The 21,089-nt window shown below is 67.1% G+C and carries 22 protein-coding genes; 13 read left to right on the top strand and 9 right to left on the bottom strand.

Annotated elements, in window-relative coordinates; all coding sequences use genetic code 11:
* Positions 1-157: 157 nt before the first annotated feature.
* From HNP60_RS04495 to HNP60_RS04510, 4 genes are all read right to left on the bottom strand, one after another.
* Positions 158-469 carry a GIY-YIG nuclease family protein gene (locus tag HNP60_RS04495; protein WP_184150708.1) on the bottom strand — a complete coding sequence of 104 codons (312 nt, stop codon included), beginning with the start codon at positions 467-469 and terminating at the stop codon, positions 158-160.
* Between the two features lie 68 nt (positions 470-537).
* The gene (locus HNP60_RS04500) at positions 538-2,163 is read right to left on the bottom strand and encodes a GMC family oxidoreductase (RefSeq protein WP_184150711.1); all 1,626 of its coding nucleotides are present in this window, start codon (positions 2,161-2,163) and stop codon (positions 538-540) included.
* A 3-nt stretch (positions 2,164-2,166) separates the two neighbouring features.
* Positions 2,167-2,547: a nuclear transport factor 2 family protein gene (locus HNP60_RS04505; RefSeq protein ID WP_184150714.1), complete on the bottom strand. Its 381-nt coding sequence runs from the start codon at positions 2,545-2,547 to the stop codon at positions 2,167-2,169.
* Positions 2,544-4,274, bottom strand: coding sequence for a GMC family oxidoreductase (locus HNP60_RS04510; protein WP_221414639.1), 1,731 nt, complete (start codon positions 4,272-4,274; stop codon positions 2,544-2,546). The genes HNP60_RS04505 and HNP60_RS04510 overlap by 4 nt, the downstream gene beginning before the upstream one ends.
* 55 nt (positions 4,275-4,329) lie before the next feature.
* Between HNP60_RS04510 and HNP60_RS04515 the strand changes: the two genes are divergently transcribed.
* Genes HNP60_RS04515 through HNP60_RS04525 form a run of 3 tightly spaced genes read left to right on the top strand, consistent with a single transcriptional unit; the run spans position 4,330 to position 7,168 of the window.
* Positions 4,330-5,829, top strand: a complete 1,500-nt coding sequence (locus HNP60_RS04515) for an aldehyde dehydrogenase family protein (RefSeq protein WP_184150717.1) — start codon at positions 4,330-4,332, stop codon at positions 5,827-5,829.
* Positions 5,829-6,374, top strand: coding sequence for a MarR family winged helix-turn-helix transcriptional regulator (locus tag HNP60_RS04520; protein WP_184150720.1), 546 nt, complete (start codon positions 5,829-5,831; stop codon positions 6,372-6,374). The genes HNP60_RS04515 and HNP60_RS04520 overlap by 1 nt, the downstream gene beginning before the upstream one ends.
* A complete protein-coding gene (locus HNP60_RS04525; RefSeq protein ID WP_184150723.1) occupies positions 6,371-7,168 on the top strand; it encodes a nuclear transport factor 2 family protein in 798 nt (265 codons plus the stop codon). Before HNP60_RS04520 ends, HNP60_RS04525 begins: the two co-directional genes overlap by 4 nt.
* A 225-nt stretch (positions 7,169-7,393) precedes the next feature.
* On the opposite strand, the gene HNP60_RS04530 is transcribed toward HNP60_RS04525, so the two are convergent.
* Positions 7,394-7,606, bottom strand: a complete 213-nt coding sequence (locus tag HNP60_RS04530) for a hypothetical protein (RefSeq protein WP_184050401.1) — start codon at positions 7,604-7,606, stop codon at positions 7,394-7,396.
* Positions 7,607-7,726: 120 nt separating this feature from the next.
* Between HNP60_RS04530 and HNP60_RS04535 the strand changes: the two genes are divergently transcribed.
* A complete protein-coding gene (locus HNP60_RS04535) occupies positions 7,727-8,467 on the top strand; it encodes an extensin-like domain-containing protein (protein ID WP_184150726.1) in 741 nt (246 codons plus the stop codon).
* A gap of 195 nt (positions 8,468-8,662) precedes the next feature.
* Here the strand turns inward: HNP60_RS04535 and HNP60_RS04540 are convergent, their stop codons facing one another.
* Positions 8,663-9,397, bottom strand: a complete 735-nt coding sequence (locus tag HNP60_RS04540; protein WP_184150729.1) for an SDR family NAD(P)-dependent oxidoreductase — start codon at positions 9,395-9,397, stop codon at positions 8,663-8,665.
* Between the two features lie 85 nt (positions 9,398-9,482).
* Between HNP60_RS04540 and HNP60_RS04545 the strand changes: the two genes are divergently transcribed.
* A complete protein-coding gene (locus HNP60_RS04545; protein WP_184150732.1) occupies positions 9,483-9,869 on the top strand; it encodes a winged helix-turn-helix transcriptional regulator in 387 nt (128 codons plus the stop codon).
* A gap of 90 nt (positions 9,870-9,959) precedes the next feature.
* Here the strand turns inward: HNP60_RS04545 and HNP60_RS04550 are convergent, their stop codons facing one another.
* Positions 9,960-10,733 (bottom strand): hypothetical protein, encoded by a 774-nt coding sequence (locus tag HNP60_RS04550; protein ID WP_184150735.1) that lies wholly within the window; start codon positions 10,731-10,733, stop codon positions 9,960-9,962.
* A 267-nt stretch (positions 10,734-11,000) separates the two neighbouring features.
* Positions 11,001-11,984: a DNA topoisomerase IB gene (locus tag HNP60_RS04555; RefSeq protein WP_184150738.1), complete on the bottom strand. Its 984-nt coding sequence runs from the start codon at positions 11,982-11,984 to the stop codon at positions 11,001-11,003.
* Between the two features lie 147 nt (positions 11,985-12,131).
* Here HNP60_RS04555 and fumC point away from each other — a divergent pair, with 147 nt between their 5' ends.
* From fumC to HNP60_RS04570, 3 genes are all read left to right on the top strand, one after another.
* Positions 12,132-13,517: a class II fumarate hydratase gene (fumC, locus tag HNP60_RS04560; RefSeq protein ID WP_184150741.1), complete on the top strand. Its 1,386-nt coding sequence runs from the start codon at positions 12,132-12,134 to the stop codon at positions 13,515-13,517.
* Positions 13,518-13,774: 257 nt separating this feature from the next.
* Positions 13,775-14,146 carry a PRC-barrel domain-containing protein gene (locus HNP60_RS04565; protein ID WP_014075288.1) on the top strand — a complete coding sequence of 124 codons (372 nt, stop codon included), beginning with the start codon at positions 13,775-13,777 and terminating at the stop codon, positions 14,144-14,146.
* A gap of 90 nt (positions 14,147-14,236) precedes the next feature.
* A complete protein-coding gene (locus tag HNP60_RS04570) occupies positions 14,237-15,088 on the top strand; it encodes an SDR family oxidoreductase (protein WP_184156870.1) in 852 nt (283 codons plus the stop codon).
* A gap of 12 nt (positions 15,089-15,100) precedes the next feature.
* On the opposite strand, the gene HNP60_RS04575 is transcribed toward HNP60_RS04570, so the two are convergent.
* Positions 15,101-15,583 (bottom strand): Lrp/AsnC family transcriptional regulator, encoded by a 483-nt coding sequence (locus HNP60_RS04575; protein ID WP_184050388.1) that lies wholly within the window; start codon positions 15,581-15,583, stop codon positions 15,101-15,103.
* Positions 15,584-15,700: 117 nt separating this feature from the next.
* On the opposite strand from HNP60_RS04575, the gene HNP60_RS04580 reads away from it, so the two are divergent.
* Genes HNP60_RS04580 through HNP60_RS04600 form a run of 5 tightly spaced genes read left to right on the top strand, consistent with a single transcriptional unit; the run spans position 15,701 to position 21,075 of the window.
* The gene (locus tag HNP60_RS04580) at positions 15,701-16,930 is read left to right on the top strand and encodes a thiamine pyrophosphate-dependent enzyme (RefSeq protein ID WP_184150743.1); all 1,230 of its coding nucleotides are present in this window, start codon (positions 15,701-15,703) and stop codon (positions 16,928-16,930) included.
* 16 nt (positions 16,931-16,946) lie between these two features.
* On the top strand, positions 16,947-17,957 hold the full coding sequence (locus HNP60_RS04585) for an alpha-ketoacid dehydrogenase subunit beta (RefSeq protein WP_274703324.1): 1,011 nt from the start codon (positions 16,947-16,949) through the stop codon (positions 17,955-17,957).
* Between the two features lie 4 nt (positions 17,958-17,961).
* A complete protein-coding gene (locus HNP60_RS04590) occupies positions 17,962-19,287 on the top strand; it encodes a dihydrolipoamide acetyltransferase family protein (RefSeq protein WP_184150747.1) in 1,326 nt (441 codons plus the stop codon).
* Positions 19,284-20,675: a dihydrolipoyl dehydrogenase gene (gene lpdA, locus HNP60_RS04595; protein ID WP_184150749.1), complete on the top strand. Its 1,392-nt coding sequence runs from the start codon at positions 19,284-19,286 to the stop codon at positions 20,673-20,675. The genes HNP60_RS04590 and lpdA overlap by 4 nt, the downstream gene beginning before the upstream one ends.
* Positions 20,668-21,075: an acyl-CoA thioesterase gene (locus HNP60_RS04600; protein ID WP_184150751.1), complete on the top strand. Its 408-nt coding sequence runs from the start codon at positions 20,668-20,670 to the stop codon at positions 21,073-21,075. The genes lpdA and HNP60_RS04600 overlap by 8 nt, the downstream gene beginning before the upstream one ends.
* The last annotated feature ends 14 nt before the right edge of the window (positions 21,076-21,089 follow it).

Consider the following 21,089-nt stretch of genomic DNA (forward strand, 5'->3'; position numbering starts at 1 on the left):
CGGCAGCGCTCTGCCTTCCGGCCCGCGCGGTGCGAATAAATTCGGCGTCAGGCGAATGTCCGCTTTGCGCAGGCCGTGACGGACGTTTGACGACAAGTTGTGGGGAGTGGAAACAGCGCTCCTATTTCCCGTCATTCCCGCGCATGCGGGAATCCAGTCACCCGAGCGACGCGAAGCCAAGGCCGACGGCAAGGTCGTCCCAGTTCGGGTTCGCTTGCTCGATCAAGTCGAGCTTCCAGGCCCGGCGCCACTTCTTCATCTGCTTTTCGCGCAAGATCGCGTGCTCCATCGTCGCATGTTGCTCGAACCATACCAGCAGCTTGACCCCATGGTCCGCCGTGAACCCGCCGAATGTTCCCGCGCGATGCTGGGCAATGCGCTGCATCAGATTGGATGTCACGCCCAGATAGAGCGTTCCGTTGCGGCGCGAGGCGAGCAGGCAGACATAAGGGTCGCGGCAGTGCTTCATCGCAGCGTCGCTACTGGATTCCCGCATTCGCGGGAATGACGGCAGGATGAAGAAATGGCTTCGCCCCCCTAGCTCCCCGCCAGCCCATGATCCTGCCGGATCATGTCGGCGGCCTTCTCGCCGATCATGATGCAGGCGGCATTGGTGTTGCCGCCCACGATGCGCGGCATGATCGCGGCGTCGGCCACGCGCAGGCCCGCGATGCCGTGGACGCGCAGGCGGGCGTCCACCACGGCCATGTCGTCCTGCCCCATGGCGCAGGTGCCCACGGGATGGAGCGCGGTGTTGATGGCGTTGCGCACCCAGGCGTCGATCTCGTCGGGCGTCTGCACGTCCGGCCCCGGCATCACTTCGCCGGTCAGCACCTCGCTGAGCGGCGCGGTCGCGAACAGCTCGCGCAGCTGCGGGATGAGGCGGCGGAAGAAGGCGCGGTCATTCTCGGTCGAGAGGACATTGGAGAGGATGCGCGGCTTGTCGGTCGGGTCGGCCGAGCGCAGCTTCACCCAGCCGCGCCCTTCCGGCCGCAGCAGCACGCTTGCCATGGCGCAGACGTCCGCCTTGGGCTTGCGCCAGCCGGGGAACCACAATTGCGCGCCGATCATCGTCGGCTGGAAGAGGCATTGCGCGTCGGGTCGTTCCAGTTCCGGCCTTGTCTTGAGGAAGCCGTTGGCCGTCACCGGCATGTCGGAAATGAGGCCGCCGCGCGTGAGCAGCCATTGCAGCCCGGCGATCCCGGCGCGATCGAGCCGCAGCTTGTTCGTCAGCGTCACGTCGCGGCGGGCGGAAACCACCATCGCCACCGAGGGATGGTCCTGCAGGTTGCGGCCGACGCCCGGAAGATGATGCACCATGTCGATGCCGTGGGCGGCGAGTTCGTCCGCCGCGCCGATGCCCGAGAGCATGAGGACCTGCGGCGAATTATAGGCGCCGCCGGAGAGGATGATTTCCTGCCGGGCGGCGACGCGCTGCGTCCGCCCCTCGCGGTCGACATAATGGACGGCGACGGCGCGGCCCTTTTCCAGCTCGATCCGCGTCACCAGCGCGCCGGTCTCCACCGTGAGATTGGGGCGGGACATGGCGGGGATGAGGAAGCGCGCCGCCGTGCTGCCGCGCTGCCCTTCATGGATGCACAGGCCCGGCGGGCCCCAGCCTTCCTGCTCGGCGCGGTGGAAAGTGTCGCGCTCGGCATAGCCGCGGGCCTTGGCGGCGGCGATGAAGCGGCGATACAGCTCGTTGTCCTTGGGCTGCACCTTGATGCTGAGCGGGCCGCCCTTGCCGTGCCAGTGGTCGGCCTCGCCCCAGTGGTTCTCCGACTTGCGGAAATAGGGCAGCACGTCGTCATAGCTCCAGCCCTCGTTGCCGAGCTGGCGCCACTCGTCATAGTCGCGCGCATGGCCGCGTGCGTAGAGCATGCCGTTGATCATCGATGAGCCGCCCAGCGCCTTGCCGCGCGGCTGGCGGATCTGCCGGTCGTTGGCGAAGGGCTCGGGCTCGCCCATGTAGCTCCAGTTGAACTTCGGGTCCGCCATCACGAAGGGGAAGAGGATGGGCATGGCGAGCCGCATCGATCGCTCGCGCTTGCCGGCCTCCAGCACCAGCACGCTGGCGTCCGGGTCCTCGGAGAGGCGCGCGGCGATCACCGCGCCGGAAGAGCCGGAGCCGATGACGATGAAATCGGGCGTTTTGCTGGCCAAGACTCAGAGTTCCTTGAAGCGGGCGGACTTGATGTGCGTGAACTTTCCGTCGCGGATGCGATAGAGGATGATGCTCTCGATCTCGCGCACGTCGCCTTTCTTCGTGGGCCACATGTCGAAGTCCGGCCAGTCCTCGATCGTCTCGAAGCGGGTGTGGACGTGCAGGCAGGCGCCGTCCGGCGCGAGCACGAGGTCGAGGATGGTCAGCGTCTCGGCGAAATGCGCCTTGATGCCGCGATAGAAGTCCGCGATCGCCTCGCGGCCCACGATATGCTTGCGCTCGCCGAGCTGGAAATCGACGTCATCGGCGTAGAAGCTGGAAAAGCCCTCGAAGTCGTTGGCATTGAAGGCGCCGATGTAGCGCTCGAAATCCTCTCTCGTCACAGGCTTCTCTCCTTGCGGGCTGGCAGGTCGTCGGCCGGCAGCACGCGGCCCTTGATGATGTCGGCCGCGCGCTCCGCGATCATGATCGTGGGCGCGTTGATGTTGCCGCCGGTCTCGTCGGGCATCACCGAGGCGTCGATCACGCGCAGCCCTTCCATGCCGATGACGCGCAGCTGCGGATCGACCACGGCCATCGGCCCGCTCCCCATCCGGCAGGTGCCGAGCGGATGCTGGGTCGTCGTGGTCGTCGCGCGGATGTGCTCGTCCAGCGCCTCATCGCTCTGCACGTCGATGCCGGGGGCGATCTCGGCGCCGGTGATGTCGGACTGCGGGGCGGTCGCATAGATCTTGCGGGCGATGCGGATGCCGGCGCGCGCGGTCGCGAAGTCCGCCGGCGCGCTGAACAGGTTGAGGAAGATGCCGACATGGTCGTCGGCGCGCGGGCTCTTGAGGAAGACGCGGCCCCGGCTCTCCGGGTGCAGCAGGATGACGTCGGCCGTCAGCCTGTGCGGCGGGCGCTTCTTGATGCCGGGGAACCAGAGATGCGCATCCAGCGTCACCGGGTTGCACCAGAGCTGGATGTCCGGCTGGGCGAGGCGCGGGTCGGTGCGCAGCACAGGGTTGGCGCTGTTCACTTGCCGGGCGAACGGGCCGGTGCCCATGAAATACCAGCGCAGCACGCTCAGCGTCGCCTTGTCGAAGCGCAGCTGGTTGACGAACGTCACCGGCGCGGCTTCGAAGGTCACCGGCGTGCGCGGATGCTCGGAGAGATTCTGCCCCACGCCCGGCAGATCGTGCACCACCTCGATGCCCATGTCGCGCAGATGCGCCGCCGGGCCGATGCCCGAGAGCATGAGCAGTTGCGGCGAATTGTAGCTGCCGCCCGAGAGGATGACTTCGCGCGTCGCCGTCGCGGTCTTCAGTATGCCGTCATGGCGATATTCGACGCCGGTAGCGCGCCGCCCTTCCGTCAGCACCCGCTGCGTCATGGCGTTGGTGCGCACGGTCAGGTTGGGGCGGGTCATGGCGGGCTTGAGATAGGCCGCATAGGTCGAGGCGCGGCGGCCATGGCGGTCGATAGTCAGCTCGACGCGGCCGACGCCTTCCTCGTCGCCGTCATGGATGTCATCGGTCAGCGGGAAGCCGGCATTGCGCGCGGCGGCCATCAGCTCGTCATGCAGCAGCCATTTGGTGGCATTGGGCGTGACGCTGAGCGGCCCGCTGCCGCCATGCAGCGCGGACTCGCCGCGCCAGCTGTTCTCCATCCTGCGGAAATAGGGGAGCACGTCGGCATAGCTCCAGCCGGTGCAGCCCATCTGCGCCCAGCGGTCGAAATCGGCGCTGTGGCCGCGCATGAACACCATGCCGTTGATCGAGCTGGAGCCGCCGAGCAGGCGCCCGCGCGGCAGGATGAGCTTGCGGCCGTTCATGTGCGGCTCGGGTTCCGTCCAGTAGGGCCAGGTGTAGCCCGGCTTGAACAGCGCCTTGAGGAAGCCGAGCGGCATGCGGATCAGCCAGTCGTCGCCCCCGCCGCCGGCTTCCAGCAGCAGCACCCGCACGGCCGGGTCTTCGGTGAGTCGCGCGGCGAGCACAGCCCCGGCGGACCCGGCGCCGACGATCACATAATCGAATTTCTCGGTGGACAGGGCCGCTCTCCAGTTGATTTTGTCGCGTCCACTTGGCGCGATCACGATCATGCTGTTATTGGGGAGTTCATGATGATTCAACAACTCTCGGTGGCCATGCGTCCCGGGAGCGGAACTGGAAAGGATGCCACCGCCCATGAACGCGCCTTATAATCCCGGCCTGCTCGAGCAATTGAAGCTTCGCTACGGCGCCGGCCCGGTGAAGATGCTCATCGGCGCGGACTGGGTGGAAGCCGCGTCCGGCGAGACGTTTGAGACGCGCAATCCCTCCACGGGCGAGGTCATCGCGCATGTCGCCGCGGCCGGCGATGCGGACATCGATCGGGCCGTCGCCGCCGCGCGCGCTGCCTTCGAGGGCCCCTGGTCGAAAGTGAAGCCCGCCGAGCGCGCCAACATGCTGCTTCGCCTCGCCGATCTCATCGAGGCCAATGCCGAGGAACTCGCCCTGCTGGAGACGCTGGACGTCGGCCGGCCGATCCAGTTCTCGCGCATGCTCGATGTCGGCGGCGCGGTCGGCCAGCTGCGCTACAATGCCGGCTGGGCGACCAAGATCTATGGCGAGACGGCCGAGATCAGCGCGCCGGGCGAATGGCTCTCTTATGTTCTGCGCGAGCCGGTGGGCGTGTGCGCGCAGATCGTGCCGTGGAATTTCCCGCTCGTCATGGCGGTCGGCAAGCTTGCGCCCGCGCTGGCGGCGGGTTGCACCGTCGTCCTCAAGCCCGCCGAGCAGACGCCGCTCAGCACGCTGCGGCTGGGCGAGCTGGCGCTGGAGGCGGGCATTCCCGAAGGCGTGCTCAACATCGTGAGTGGCCTTGGCCGCACGGCCGGCGCGGCGCTGGCGGCGCATCCGGGCATCAACAAGATTTCCTTCACCGGATCGACCCAGACCGGCAAGGCGATCATCGAGGCGTCCAAGAGCAATTTCGCGCGCGTGCAGCTGGAGCTGGGCGGCAAGTCGCCTACCTTCATCTTCGCCGATGCCGATCTGTCCCGCGCCATCCCGGCCGCCGCCATGGGCATCTTCTTCAATGCCGGGCAGGTCTGCGCCGCCGGCTCGCGCCTGTTCGTGCATGAGAAGGTGGCCGATGCGGTGCTGGAAGGCGTGGTCAACATGGCCAAGGGCATGAAGGTCGGCCAGACGCTGGAAGCCGATACGATGATCGGCCCGCTCGTCAGCGCCGCCCAGCTCGACCGCGTGACCGGCTACATCGCGTCCGGCCGCGAGGAAGGCGCGAACATCCTCGTGGGCGGCGAGCGGATCGGCGAGGAAGGCTATTTCGTCCAGCCGACCGTGCTGCTCGACACCAAGGTCGACATGCGGGTGCGCAAGGAGGAAATCTTCGGGCCAGTGCTCTGTGCCATGCGGTTCGGCGACGATGATGATGTCGATGCGCTGGCGGGGCGCGGCAACGAGACGGAGTTCGGCCTGTCCGCGTCCATCTTCACGCAGAACATCTCCACCGCGCACAAGCTCGCCCGGCGCCTGAAGGCCGGCACCGTGCGCATCAACGGCTCGGGCGGCGTCGATCCCGCGCTGCCGCTCGGCGGCTTCAAGGCGTCCGGCTGGGGACGCGAAAACGGCAAGGCCGGCATCGAGGCCTATACCGAACTCAAGGCCGTGAGCGTCTCGCTCTGATGCCGGGGCAGGAGGGGGCTCTCCCGGCGGCAAGTCCTGATCCGGTCCGGGAGGCCGGCCCGCTCGAGGAAGCCTGGAGCATCTTCGATGCGCGCCATCTGCCTTATCGCCTGCTGATGCTGGGCAAGATGCTGGACCGCATCTCCACCCAGCAGGTGCGGGACGTGGCGAGCGTGTCCCTCGCGGAATGGCGCGTTCTCGCGCATATCGCAGTGATGGGCTCGCGCAGCGCCAGCGAAGTGTCGGTCGCCGCGCTGGTGGACCGGGCCGAGGTCAGCCGCGGGGTGCGCTCGCTGGAGGAGAAGGGCTATCTCACCCGGGTGAACAATCCCCGCAACCGCAAGAGCAGCCTGCTGGTGCTGACGCCTGCCGGTGCGGACGTCTATGAACGCATGCAGCAGCAGCGCCGTGCCTTCTACAGCGTGCTGACCGCCGACCTGAACGCCGGGGAGCTGCAGATGCTCGACGAGCTGCTGCTCCGCATCGCGCGCCGCGCCGATGGGCTGGCCCGCGAACGGCCTTTCGAAGCTGGGGCAACCGAATGAATTATGATGCTTATGTCGCCGCCTTCAATCAGGGCAATGACGAGGAACTGGTCGAGACCTGGTTCGCGCCGGACTGCGTGATGTACAGCTCGTCCCGGGTGAGCCGCGGGCGCGAGGAGCTGCTGGCCTTCCTGCACTGGGCGCATGACGGCGTGCGCGAGATCGTGCGGCCGCGTCTGGTGATGCAGCAGGAGGACCGCCTGTTCGTCGATGTGGACATGGACTTCATCTGCACCGAGCCCCGGCCCGATTTCCCCTTCGCCCCGCTCATGCCGGGCGACATCCTCACGGTGCGCTTCTTCGTCACCTACAAGCTGGATGAACAGGGCCGCATCGCCGAGCTTTGCTCGATGACCTGGCCCGCGGAGCAGGGCGTCCTCAAGGCCCCCATGCTCTCGGGCCATGCCGGCGGGCGCGCCGCTTATCAGGCTTATGCCGCCGCCTTCAGCGACGGCGACATGGAGCGGGCAGGGCGCTATTATACGGACGACTGCACGCTGCGCCTGCCGACGGCCCCGCTCATGGTCGGCAAGCAGGCCATCTGCGATTTCTACGGCACCATGTTCCGGTCCGTGCGCGAGCATCTGACCATTCACAGCCTGGTCATCGACGACAAGGGCATTGCCGTCGATTGCACCAGCACCTTCACCGCGCAGGTCGATGCGCCGGATTTCGTCGTGGCGCCCCTGCGCAAGGGCGAATCCGTGTCGGTGCGCGTGTTCGTGGTCTACGGCCTGCGCAACGGACAGATCAGCACCATCGACGTCGCCCGCGCCTCAACCCCGGAGGGCTGAGCCTGCGGGAGGGCTAGGCGGCGCGGAAGAGTTCCCGGCCTTCGAGGGAGCCAGGAGCCAGCTTTTCAGCCATGTCCAACGTCATCCCGGGCTCGACCCGGGATCCCGCTTCTTCCTTTTCTCAAACCCTCTGGCCCCGGCGATCGTCAAGGCAGCGGGATCCCGGATCGGGTCCGGGATGACGTCGTGAATGACGAGATATGGTGGGCCGCCGTGGCCTCGGCCTCAGGGGCGCGGCTGGCTGAACGAGGGCGGGTCGCTGGCCGGAAAGGATTCGTCGGACGCCTCGTCGACATCGTCCCAGTGAGGCGGCTCGTCCTTCATCTCGTCCGGGCCGGCATCGCGGACCTTCGGGATCGGGGGCGTCTTGCCGTCCGTGTCCTCGCGGCCGGCGGCGGGCGCCTGATCGTCCGGCTTGCGGCTGTCGTCAGCTGACATTGTGCATCTCCTTGATGTCCCGCCTCGGGTCTCGTGCGGGTCTCATCTGTAGCAACCATTGACCGGGCCGCCGGTTGCATGCCGCGTGCAGCCAATGCCCCGGTGTCGCGTTGTCGGGGAATGGGACGGACTTTCTTCTCGCGCTTCTCCCGGTGGCTGCGGCGCCTCGTCTGGCTGGTCATCGTCATTCTCGCCGCGCTTCTCGCCTTCGCTCTCCTGCGGCCGGCGCCGCAGGACCTGCCCTGGACGGAGCTGGATCTGGGCCAGCCGATCGGCCTGTTCACCGGGCGCAAGCTCACCGGGCTGGCGGAGGATGGCGAACGATGCCGCGCGCTGCTGCGCCAGGCCGGGGTCGTGACCGAGGCCGCGCCGATCGCGGGGCAGGGGCAATGCGGCGCGGCCGATGCCGTGCGCATCGGGTCCGGACAGGAAATGCTGGCTCTTGCGCCCGCTAATGTCACGCCGGCCTGCCCGATCGTGGCTTCCATGGCGGTGTGGAAATGGCAGGTGGTGCAACCGGCGGCGCAGCGCCTGCTGGGCGCGTCGGTCGAGCGGATCGAGCATCTGGGCAGCTACAGTTGCCGGCGGCTCTACGGCCGGTCCGAGGGCAACTGGAGCGAACATGCCACGGCCAACGCCATCGACATCAGTGCCTTCGTGCTGACCGATGGCCGCCGCATCTCCGTGCAGCGCGACTGGCCGGTGCCGGGGCAGGAAGCGATCTTCCTGCGCGAGGTCCGCGATGGCGCCTGCCGCCTGTTCGCGACGGTCCTCTCGCCGGACTACAACCAGCAGCATCACGACCATCTTCATCTCGATCAGGCCCAACGAGGCCAGATGGGCTGGCGCGCCTGCCGCTAGCGGCGGGGAGAAGCTCACGGGCTTCGAGGGAGTCAGAAGCCATCTTTTCAGCCACTTCCGTCGTCATCCCGGGCTCGACCCGGGATCCAGCTTCTTCCTTTTCTCAGACCGTCCGAACCCGGCGATCCTCAAGGCAGCGGGATCCCGGACTCGGCCCGGGATGACATGGTCAATGACGAGACAGCGTGCGCCCTCTCAGATCTGCGCGAGACCGCCGTCGACGAACACTTCGCCGCCGGTCATGAAGCTGCTGTCGCTCGACGCGAGGAACGCGGCGACGGCGCCGATCTCGGAAGGATCGCCCAGCCGCCCGATCGGGGTGCTGGCGCCCAGCGCCTCGAACGGCTCCCTGCCGACGACGTCGAGCGCCAGATCGGTGAGCGTCGGCCCGGGCGACACGACATTGACGCGAATGCCGGTGCCCTTGAGATCGAGCGCCCAGCTGCGGGCGAAGTTGCGCACGGCGGCCTTCGAGGCGCTGTAGATGCTGAAGCTGGGCGTGCCCATCTCGCCGGTGGTCGATCCGGTGAGGATGATCGAGCCGCCCGCGCGCATCAGCGGCAAGCCCTTCTGCACCGTGAAGAGCGTGCCCTTCACATTGACGTCGAATGCCCGGTCATAATGGCCCGGCGTGATGTCGCCGAGCGGAGCCAGCTCGCCGGTCCCGGCATTGGCCACGAGGATGTCGAGCGTACCGCGCTGCGCCTCCACGGCGGCGAACAGCCGGTCGAGATCGGCGAGCTCCGTGACCGAGCCCTGGATGGCGGCGGCATTGGGGCCGAGCTTGGCCACGGCGGCATCGAGCGCGTCCTGTCGCCGGCCGAACAGGAAGACGAACGCGCCTTCGGCCACGAAGCGCTGCGCGATCCCGAAACCGATGCCGCTTCCGCCGCCTGTCACCACTGCCGTCTTGCCGTTCAACCTGTCCATCTTTGGTCTCCTTGTTTGGGGTGACGCAAAGCTGGCGAGGCACACACTTATCGACAAGTATGCACTTTTTGGTAAGTATCAAATTATGGTCCAGACTCCCTCCTGCATCCCCGGCTTTTCCTGCGGTCTCGACGCCACGCTCAAGGTGGTGGCGGGCAAGTGGAAGCCGCTCATCATCTACTTCCTGCTGGAGGGGCCCAATCGCTATGGCGAGCTCAAGCGGGCCGTGCGCGGCGTCAGCGACAAGGTGCTGATCCAACAGCTCAAGGAACTGGAAAGTGACGGAATTGTGATCCGCACCGACTATCGGGAAGTGCCGCCGCGCGTCGATTACAGCCTCACCGCGCTGGGCCACAGCCTGGCGCAGGCGCTGGTCCCGCTGTCCAACTGGGGCGCCGAGCATATGGAAGAAGTCGCCCGCGTCTTCGCCGAGCGGGACAAGTGGCGCCGCCCGTCGCCCGACGCCCGATAGAGCCGGACGAGGTCCCGCGCGACCGCCCTTTCGCGCGCGCCGGCGAGGTCGCCGCGGGTGCGGTGTTTATATGTCCTAAAGTGTCCGGTTTCAGTCTGGCGCGTGGGCATCGACCATCTCGCGTACCAGCATGCCGCGATGGCGCTGGGCCGGTCGGTCGAGCGGCAGTCGATAGAGCGCGCGCAGGAAGACCATGTCCGGTTCGGTAAGGCCTTTTGCTTCGGCCTCCGGGTCGAACATGCCGAGAATCGAGCCGGGCGGCGGGGTCGCGTTCGCCCGCACTTCGGCGAAGGCGACGAAGGCCGCATAGGCTGCGACCACATCCAGCTGGCGCCCCTCGACCCGATCGAGATCGATCACCACGCTGGCGTCGAGGATGACCCGGTTCATCTGCGTGCTGATGACGCTCGAACCATAGTGGCCATAGGCTTCGACCTGCAACGGTGGCCCTCCATCGAGGGGAATCGTTTGAGGCGCTCGGTCCATACCATTTTTGGTACGGTCACCGGTCAGATACCACCAGCGGATCGGCGCATCGCCGTTGATGAGTGCCTCGCGTGCCTCGGGCGGCACCTCTCGGAACCGGGTCGGTGAGCGTCGGTCGATGACGTTCATCAGCGCCTCGGCATTGCCGACGAAGCTGACCGAGATATTCGGATCGCAGCCCTTGTCGGCGATTCTTATCCCCGCTTCCTGCGCGATCGTGCGCATTCTGGTCTCGACGATCTCAGCATAAGGCTGGGCGATGCCGTGCACGCGCGGGCAGACCGGGGCGATCCAGCGCGCCGCCGGTCGATCGCCCCGTGCGACGCCGACCTGCCGGACATAGTCGACCGCCTGCTCGCGCAGCTGTTCGCGGGTCAAGCGACTCCCGGTAACCACGATGGACGTGTCGGGGTCACTGCCCGAACTGTCCGACTGCTGCGCTTCGGCCGGACCAGCGAGCCCGAGCGCAAGACTTGCGTATAGTAAAGGGGAAACAGGCCGCCTCATGGCAAAAGTAGAGCGCAAATCCTTTGCGAAGACAAGTTCCCCCCTTCGCCTGATACCGGCTCGTACATGATGGTCATGAAAGGGGCATGGTGATCCGACATTCTCTCGTGCGGCCACGATGTTGCTCCGTTGGCGTGTTCAGGCCCCGCTCTCCAGCAGGGCGATCAGTCCGCGCTCCGGGCGGCTGAGCCAGCGGGTTCGTCGCGGAAGGCGGATGGCCTCGCGCCGCGCTTCGCGGCCCGCCTTGGCGAGGTCGAGCAGGCGGGGGTGCACATAGGCTTTCCGGGCGACGGCGGGCGTGTTGCACAGATGCTCGGACACGAAGGCGAGCATGGCATTGATGCCGGGGCCGTTCGCGTCGTCCGCCAGCCACTCCAGCGCCAGCGAACTGGCCCGCCAGATGCGGAACTGCTTGGCGGTGAAGTCGGCGCCCATCGTTTCCTGGATATAGCCATTCACGTCCGATGAGGTGATCGGGGCCGCGTCGCCATCCTCGCGCAGATGCTGGAAGAGATGCTGCCCCGGCAGGTCCTGCATCCGCTTGACGAAGCGGATCAGCCGCCGGTCCGTCATGCCGATCTCGCAGAGCTTGCCGGACTTGGCGCGGAAGCGCAGCATGAGCTTGCCGCCCGCCACCTTCGCGTGGCGCATGCGCAGTGTGGTCGCGCCGAAGCTGCGGTTCGTCCGCGCATAGGCTTCGTTGCCGATGCGGATGCGGCCGCTGTCGAGCAGATACACGACCGAGGCGATGGCCCGCTCCCGGGAGAGCAGCCGGCTGCCCATGTCCTTCTCCACGCGGGCGCGGATGCGCGGCAGGGCATGCCCGAAGGCGACGCAGCGATCGAACTTCAGCGATGCGCGCTCGGCCGTGAAATCGGGATGGTAGCGATATTGCTTGCGGCCCCGCGCATCGATGCCGGTGGCGAGGATATGCGCGTCGGGACGGGGCGCGAACCAGGCATCGGCATAAGCGGGCGGCAGGCCCACTGCATTCAGGCGGTCGATTTCCTCCCGGTCCGTGATCCGCTCACCCTGGGCGTCGAAATAGGCCCAGTGACTGCGGACCTTGCGCCGCGTGATGCCGGGCAGGCTGTCGTCGACGAAGACGAGGGATTGAGACATGATGCTCCCGGCGATGCGGTTTCGACGAGCGGACAATGCATGAACTCGCCAAAAGGAGCCGGGCCGGCTGCGGAACGCGCCGGGAAGGCTTGCGGGAGGGCTGCGCACCGTTCAATTGAAGGCGGGGGCTGTCGCAAGGAGTAGCGCATGACCGAGACCCGGACGGAAACCGACAGCATCGGCGCGATCGATGTCCCCGCGCAGGCTTATTGGGGCGCGCAAACCCAGCGCAGCATCGAGAATTTCCCCTTCGCCCCGAGCGAGCGCATGCCCGTCGGCATCATCCATGCCCTGGCCATCGTGAAGCGCGCCGCCGCACGGGTGAACCGGGCGCACGGGCTGGACGGGGGCATCGCCGATGCGATCGACGAGGCAGCGGCCGAAGTGATCGCCGGCCGGCATGACGACCAGTTCCCGCTGGTGATCTGGCAGACCGGCAGCGGGACGCAGAGCAACATGAACGTCAACGAAGTGATTGCCGGCCGCGCCAACGAACGGCTGACGGGCACGCGCGGGGGTAAGAGTCCCGTCCACCCGAACGATCATGTGAACAAGAGCCAGTCCTCCAACGACAGCTTCCCCACGGCCCTGCACATCGCCGTCGCCCGCGCGGCGACCGACGAGCTGCTGCCGGCGCTCGATTATCTGCGCGACCTGCTGGAAGCGAAGGCGCAGGCCTGGAAGGACATCGTCAAGATCGGCCGCACCCATCTGCAGGACGCGACGCCGCTCACCCTGGGGCAGGAATTTTCCGGCTATGCCCGGCAGCTCTCCAATTGCCGCGAGCGCATTGCCCATGCCGTGATGCACGATGTGCTGGCGCTGGCGCAGGGCGGCACGGCGGTGGGCACCGGGCTCAACGCGCCGGAGGGCTTCGCCGAGGCCGTGGCCAGCGAAATCTCCGCGCTGACGGACCTGCCCTTCTACACCGCGCCCAACAAGTTCGAGGCGCTGGCGTCGAACGACCCGCTCGTGCATTTCTCGGCGGCGCTCTCCACGCTGGCGGTCGCCCTCACCAAGATCGCCAATGACATCCGCCTGCTCGGCTCGGGCCCGCGCTCGGGGCTGGGCGAGCTGGAGCTGCCGGCAAACGAACCGGGCAGCTCGATCATGCCCGGCAAGGTCAACCCCACCCAGTGCGAGATGCTGACGATGGTCGCGGCGCAAGTGATCGGCAATCATCAGGCAGTCACGGTCGGCGGCCTTCAGGGGCATCTGGAGCTCAATGTCTTCAAGCCGCTGATCGGCGCGGCCGTGCTGCGGTCGATTCACCTGCTGGCGGTGGGCATGGACAGTTTCGCGGAGCGCTGCGTCGAGGACATGGTCCCCAACGAGGCGCGCATTGCCGAGCTGGTCGCGCGTTCGCTGATGCTCGTGACCGCGCTTGCCCCGGCCATCGGCTATGACAATGCCGCGAAGATCGCCAAGCATGCTCATGAGAGCGGCCTTACCCTGCGCGAGGCGGGGCTGGCGCTCGGTCTCGTCGATGAGGCCCTGTTCGACAGTCTGGTGCGCCCGGAAACGATGGTCTGATCGTCCGGCCCTGACCGCGCGCTCCGGCGCCCCGGGAATATTCGGGTTCCGGGGCGGGGTGCCACGCGTCATCGACACGGCGTTGTCCGGTCGCGACGAAGCATGACGGCGCAGGGGAACTGGAGCCCCCGCCAGTCCGTTCAGTTCACGTGTGGCAAGCGGATGCGCTGCTGCCGCCATCTCCGCCGCATCGGGCAGGCCCGGCCTGCCTCCGGGCGCGGAGATCATGCGTCACTACAGACTGAGAGGAGCCCCCCATGGCTGAAACAATCGCAATCGATGAAACCAATCGCCTGATCTCGTCGGACAAGGTCGACGGCACCACCGTCTATGATCGTCAGGGCGAGAAGCTCGGCAGCGTCCGCAATTTCATGGTCGACAAGCGCTCGGGCAAGGCGGAGTACGCCGTGCTCCAGTTCGGCGGCATCTTCGGCATCGGCAGCGAATATTATCCGCTTCCCTGGGACATGCTGACCTACGACACCAATCTTGGCGGCTATGTCGTCGAGATCAGCAAGGAACGGCTGGAAGCCGCGCCGCGCTACGAAGAGCGCGCCGAGCCCGAATATGACCATATCTATGGCCGCCAGGTCTATGGCTATTGGGGCGTCCCTTACCCCTTCGTCTGAGATTGACCGTGCGCCGGGTGGGGGCATGCCCCCCGCCCGGCTGGCGGATCGCCCAACGGATTTCAGGGCCAGCTAACAGGGAAATTCATGATGACCGAGACAGTCGAGATGATCCATGAGGATGCCCTGCCGGGTGAGGAGCGCAAGCTTCATCCCCAGCCGGAGTGGCAGCCTCGTTATCCGGGTTCCGGGCGGCTCGATGGCAAGGTGGCGATCGTCACCGGCGCCGACAGCGGCATCGGCCGCGCCGTCGCTGCGCTGTTCGCGCGGGAAGGCGCGAATGTCGTCATCGCCTATCTGTGCGAGCATGAGGATGCCGCCGAGACGGAGAAGATCGTCCGGGCCGAGGGCCGGCAATCACTCGTCTTTGCCGGCGATCTGGGCGAGAAGGCGATATGCGACGAGCTGGTCCAGCGGACCATGGCCGCTTTCGGTCGCATTGATGTGCTGGTGAACAATGCGGGCGAGCAGCATCCCGACAAGAATATCGAGGACATCACCGAGGAGCAGCTTCGGCGGACCTTTCAGACCAACATCTTCTCGATGTTCTTCCTGACGCAGGCGGTCATGCCCCATCTGCGCGAAGGGGCCGCGATCATCAACTGCACCTCCGTCACCATGTACAAGGGGTCGGAAGAGCTGCTGGATTATTCGAGCACGAAAGGCGCGATCGCGGCCTTCACCCGCTCGCTCAGCGAAAATCTCGTCGGCAAGGGCATCCGCGTGAATGCGGTCGCGCCGGGGCCGATCTGGACGCCGCTCAATCCGTTCGGCGGCGCCACCAAGGAGAAGCTCGCGCATTTCGGGGAAAGCACGCCGATGGCCCGGCCGGGCCAGCCCAATGAGGTCGCGCCGAGCTTCCTGTTCCTCGCCTGCGAGGATTCGAGCTACATGAGCGGTCAGGTGCTGCATCCCAATGGCGGCATGATCGTCGGCAGCTAGACCGGCGTGGCGCTACTCGGGGTCGATGGGCAGTTCGGTGGTCTGCTTGACCGTCTTGAGCGAGAAGCTGGAATTGACCGCCGTGACGCCCGGCAGCCGCAGGAGCTTCTGCTTCAGGAAGGCGTCATAGGCCTCGATGCTGCGGCACAGGATCCGCACGAGATAGTCGCTTTCGCCGCTCATCGAGTAGCAGGCCACGACTTCCGGATGCCCGCTCACCGCCGCCTCGAACGTGTCGAGCGTGTCGCCGTCATGATGGCTGAGCCGGACATGCGCGAACACGTCGACGACCAGACCCAGGCGCCGGGCATCGAGCAGCACGGCGCGCCCCGCGATATAGCCCTGCTGCTCCAGCGCTTTCAGTCGCCGCCAGCACGGCGTCTGCGAGAGGCCGATCCGCTCCGCCAGCGCACTGATGCTGATCTCCGGAGCGGCCTGCAACTCGGCCAGAATCTTTCGATCGAACGGGTCGAGAGAAAATTCTTCCGTTTTCATGGCTGAGATAGGATCATTGTTCCGGATTCATGCGCTCTGCCTGCGCAGAAAGCAATGTCGTTCCGCAGGCGGCTGTGAGACACTTCCCCGAGAAGAACAGACCTGGAGAGGTTGCCGATGAGGAATGAACCATCATTCTCTCTCTACATTCCCGAGCCGGATGCGCGCCCCGGCGGCGTGCCCGACTTTTCGCATCTGCGCCTCGAGCCGGCAGGAGCGGCAGACCGCCCTCATCCCGAGACGCGGGGGCTCGACATGCGCGAAGTGCCCTATCGTTTCGTCCGGGTACTGGATGATGAGGGGCAGGCTGTCGGTCCATGGAAGCCTGATGTCCCCGTCGAGACGCTGATCCGCGGCCTGCGCGCCATGATGCTGACCCGCATCTTCGATGATCGCATGTTCCGCGCGCACCGGCAGGGCAAGACCAGCTTCTACATGAAGTCGACGGGCGAGGAGGCGATCCCCGTTGCGCAGTCGCTGATGCTGGGCAAGGGCGACATGTGCTTTCCCACCTACCGGGTGCTGGGCTGGCTGATGGCGCGGGACTATCCGCTCATCGATCTGGTCAACCAGATCTTCTCCAATGAGCGCGATCCGCTCAAGGGACGGCAATTGCCCATTCTCTATTCCGCGCGGGATTATGGCTTCTATTCGCTCTCGGGCAATCTGGGCAGCCGCATGGGCCATGCGGTGGGCTGGGCCATGGCCTCGGCCTACAAGGGCGACGACAAGCTGGCGCTGGCCTATGTGGGCGACGGCACCACGGCGGAAGGCGATTTCCACGAAGCGCTGACCTTCGCGTCCGTCTATCACGCGCCCTGCCTGCTGTGCATCACCAACAACCAGTGGGCGATCTCCAGCTATTCGGGCTTTGCCGGCGCGCAGGAAGCGCCGCTTGCGGCGCGGGCGATCGGGTTCGGCCTGCCCGGCCTGCGCGTCGATGGGAATGATTTCCTCGCCGTCTGGGCCGTGACGCAATGGGCGGTGGAGCGGGCGCGCGCCAATCTCGGCGCGACGCTCATCGAGTTCGTCACTTATCGCGTGGCCGGCCATTCCACCTCCGACGATCCCACCCGTTACCGGCCGAGCGACGAAGCCAGCCATTTCCCCCTTGGCGACCCCGTCGAGCGGCTGAAGCGGCACCTGATCGCGCTCGGCGAATGGGATGATGCCCGCCACGCCGCACTGACCGAGGAACTCGATCAGGCCGTGCGGGCGGCCATGAAGGAAGGCGAGGCGGTCGGCACGCTGGGCAAATCCAAGCCGCCGGTGAGCGAGATGTTCGAGCATGTGTTCAGCGAACCCGACTGGCGCGTGATCGAGCAGCGCCGCGAAATGGGAGTGTGACCGGCCCATGGCGCTGATGAACATGATCCAGGCGCTCAACAGCGCTCTCGACGTCAAGCTGGCGCAGGATCCCGACGTGGTGCTGTTCGGCGAGGATATCGGCTATTTCGGCGGCGTGTTCCGGGTGACGGACGGGCTTCAGGCGAAGCACGGGCTCACGCGCTGCTTCGACACGCCGATCGCGGAAGGCGGCATCATCGCGACCGCCATCGGCATGGGCGTCTACGGGCTGCGGCCAGTCGCGGAGATCCAGTTCGCGGACTATATCCTGCCGGCCTTCGATCAGCTCGTGTCCGAGGCGGCGCGGCTGCGCTACCGGTCCGGCGGCGAGTTTTGGGCGCCGATCACGGTGCGGTCGCCTTATGGCGGCGGCATTTTCGGCGGGCAGACGCACAGCCAGTCGCCCGAGGCACTGTTCGCGCATGTGACCGGGCTCAAGACCGTGATCCCGTCCAATCCCTATGATGCCAAGGGGCTGCTGATCGCGTCGATCGAGGATGACGATCCCGTCATCTTCATGGAGCCCAAGCGCATCTACAACGGGCCATTCTACGCGCGGCCGGACGAACAGCTCAAGAGCTGGGCCGGCACGGGCGATCCGCTCGCCGAGGTGCCGGAGGGGCACTATACCGTGCCGCTCGGCAAGGCCGCGACGGTGCGCGAGGGCAAGGACGTGACGGTGCTCGCTTATGGCACCATGGTCCATGTCGCCAAGGCAGGCATCGAGGAAAGCGGCGTGGATGCCGAGCTGATCGACCTGCGCTCGATCGTCCCGCTGGATATCGAGGCGATCACCGCCTCGGTGGCGAAGACGGGGCGCTGCGTGATCTTTCACGAGGCGACGCGCTTCGGCGGCTTCGGCGGCGAGCTTTCGGCACTGGTGCAGGAGCGCTGCTTCTGGGCGCTGCGGAGCCCCATCCTGCGGGTCGCCGGCTGGGACACGCCTTATCCCCACGCATTCGAATGGGATTACATGCCCGGCCCCGGCCGGCTGGCGGCCGCGCTCCGCAAGGCCATGGAGGACTGACGCGATGGGACGCTATCTCTTCCGCCTGCCGGACATCGGGGAAGGCGTGACCGAGGCGGAGATCGTCGCCTGGCATGTGCAGCCGGGCGCCCGCATCCGCGAGGACGACAATCTGGCCGACGTGATGACCGACAAGGCGACAGTGGAAATGACCTCGCCGGTCGATGGCACGGTGACGGCCGTGCATGGCGAGGTCGGCGCGATGCTCGCCGTCGGCGCGGTGCTGGTCGAGCTCGAGGTGGAAGGCGAGGGTAATGCCCCGGCGCAAGCCGAACCCGGCGCCTCCGTCGAGCCGCCGGCGCCTCCGTCAGCGGCAACTGGGGAAAGCAGAGTGGAGGCGGCCCCCGCCGTCGCGCCGGAACGCACATCGCCCGCGCAGGCCGCGCCGCGAACCGCGCCGCCGCCGGAGAAAAGCCGCGCCGTGGCGGGGCGCGTGGATATCCCCATCGGCCCCCGGCAGGTGTTTGCGGCTCCGGCCACGCGCCGCCGGGCGTATGAGCTCGGCATCCCGCTCCAGTTCGTGCCCGGCACCGGTCCGGGCGGGCGCATCCTGCCATCCGATCTCGATGATTTCATCGCATCGGGCGGCATGGCCCGCGCGCCCGGCGGGCTCGCGCCGCGCACGGGCGGCGAGGATGTGAAGATCGTCGGCCTGCGCCGCCGCATCGCGGAGAGGATGCAGGAGGCCAAGCGGCGCATCCCGCACATTGCTTATGTCGAGGAAGTGGATGTCACGCAGATCGAGGCGTTGCGCGCCGAGATGAATGCCCGGCCGGACGAGGGCCAGCCCAAGCTCACCTTGCTGCCGTTCCTCATCCGTGCGCTCGTGCGTGCCCTGCCGGACTTTCCGCAGGTCAATGCGCGCTTCGATGATGACGAGGGCGTGCTGCATGTCTCTGCCGGCGTGCATGTCGGCATCGCGACGCAGACGCCGGGCGGGCTGATGGTGCCGGTGCTCCGCCATGCCGAGGCGCTGACGCTTGCGGAGATCGCGCGCGAGATCGCCCGGCTCTCGGCTGCCGCGCGGGAAGGAACGGCGAAGCGCGAGGAGCTTTCCGGCTCCACCATCACCATCACGTCCCTCGGGCCGCTCGGCGGCATCGCGACGACGCCGGTCATCAATCACCCGGAAGTCGCGATCATCGGGCCGAACCGGATCGTCGAGAAGCCGGTCGTGCAGGGGCAATTTGTGAGCGTGCGCAAGGTGATGAACATCTCTTCCTCCTTCGATCATCGCATCGTCGATGGCTATGACGCCGCCTCGTTCATTCAGGCGCTGAAGCGGTTGATCGAGCATCCCGCGCTCATCTTCATGGGAGACGGCGCATGAGCGGCCGGACGCTTCGCCCGCGCGTGCTCGTCGTCGGTGGCGGGCCGGGCGGCTATGTCGCCGCGATCCGCGCCGGGCAGCTCGGGCTGGAGACGGTGCTGGTCGAGGCCGGCCGGCCGGGCGGCACTTGCCTGACGCGCGGCTGCATTCCTTCCAAGGCGATCATCCACGCGGCGGACCTTTTCGCCGAGACGTCCCGCGCGGCGGCGCAGGGTGGCCATCTCGGCATCCGCCTCGCCGCCCCGCCGACGCTCGATCTCGCCGCGACCATGCGCTGGAAGGACGGGATCGTCGACCGGCTGAGCAATGGCGTAACGGCCCTGCTGCGGCGGGCGCAAGTGACGGTGCTGAAGGGCTGGGCCAGCTTCGCCGATGCCAAGAGCTGCACGGTCGAGACGGCGGAGGGCCCGGTCAAGATCGAGCCCGAGCATGTCATTCTCGCCACCGGCTCCCTGCCGGTCGAACTGCCCTCGCTGCCCTTCGGCGGGGACGTGCTTTCCTCCACCGAAGCGCTTGCGCTCACCGAATTGCCGCGCACGCTGGCGGTGGTCGGGGCGGGTTATATCGGCCTTGAGCTGGGGATCGCCTTCGCCAAGCTGGGCGTGCGCGTGGCGCTGGTCGAGGCGGCCGAGCGCATTCTCCCGCTCTATGACGAGCTGCTCACCCGCCCGGTGCTGGACTGGCTGCATGCGCATGACGTGGAGCTTCACCTGCAGGCGCGGGCAGGCGGCCGATCGGCGCGCGGGCTGGATATCGAGACGCCGCTGGGGGATCGCTTCGCCATCCCCGCCGAGAAGATTCTCGTCACCGTCGGCCGCAAGCCGAACACGCAGGGCTGGGGCCTGGAGACGATGGCCATCGAGATGGACGGGCGCTTCATCAAGGTGGACGAGCGCTGCGCCACCTCGAGCCGCAATGTCTGGGCGATCGGCGACGTGACCGGCGAGCCGATGCTGGCCCATCGCGCGTCCGCGCAGGGCGAGATGGTCGCGGAGATCATCGCGGGCAAGCGTCGCCGCTTCGATCCGGTCGCGATCCCCGCCATCTGCTTCACCGAGCCGGAGATCGTGACCGTGGGCGTCGAGCGGGCGGACGAGAACCATGTGGTCGGCCAGTTCCCCTTCATGGCCAATGGTCGCGCGCTCAGCATGGAGGCGGGGGATAGCGGCGGCTTCGTGCGCACGGTGGCGGAGAAGGGCAGCGGGCGGATCGTGGGCCTGCAGGCCGTGGGCCGCCATGTCTCCGAGCTTGCCAGCGGCTTCGTGGCGCTGATCGAGATGGGCGCGACGCTCGAGGATGTGGCGGGCATGATCCACGCGCATCCCACGCTCGGCGAGGCCGTTCATGAAAGCGCGCTCAAGGCGCTGGGCCATGCCATCCATGTCTGAATCCGGCGGCACGGAGCCGCATGGCGCCCTGCCGGACGAACAGCCGACCATCCGCGTCACCGCCATGCCCGCCGATGCCAATTTCTATGGCGACATGTTCGGCGGCTGGCTGGTCGGGCAGATGGATCTCGCCGCGAGCGCCTTCGCCTCGCGCTACTCGCGGGGGCGGGCGGTGCTCGCCGCGATCGAGGGCATCGCCTTCCTGCGGCCCGTCCGGGCCGGCGACGAGCTCTCCATCTACACGCGGCTGGACCGCCTCGGCCGCAGCTCCATGCGCATCGCGGTGCAAGCCTGGAGCCGCCCGCGCGACGGCGATGCCGCGGCGAAAGTGACGGACGGCATCATCACCTTCGTCGCCGTGGACGAGGCCGGGCGGCCAAGAGCCGTGGAGCCCGGCTGAAGGCCGGGGCGCGG

Origin of the sequence: Sphingobium lignivorans, from assembly GCF_014203955.1 — a bacterium.
Lineage (GTDB): Bacteria > Pseudomonadota > Alphaproteobacteria > Sphingomonadales > Sphingomonadaceae > Sphingobium > Sphingobium lignivorans.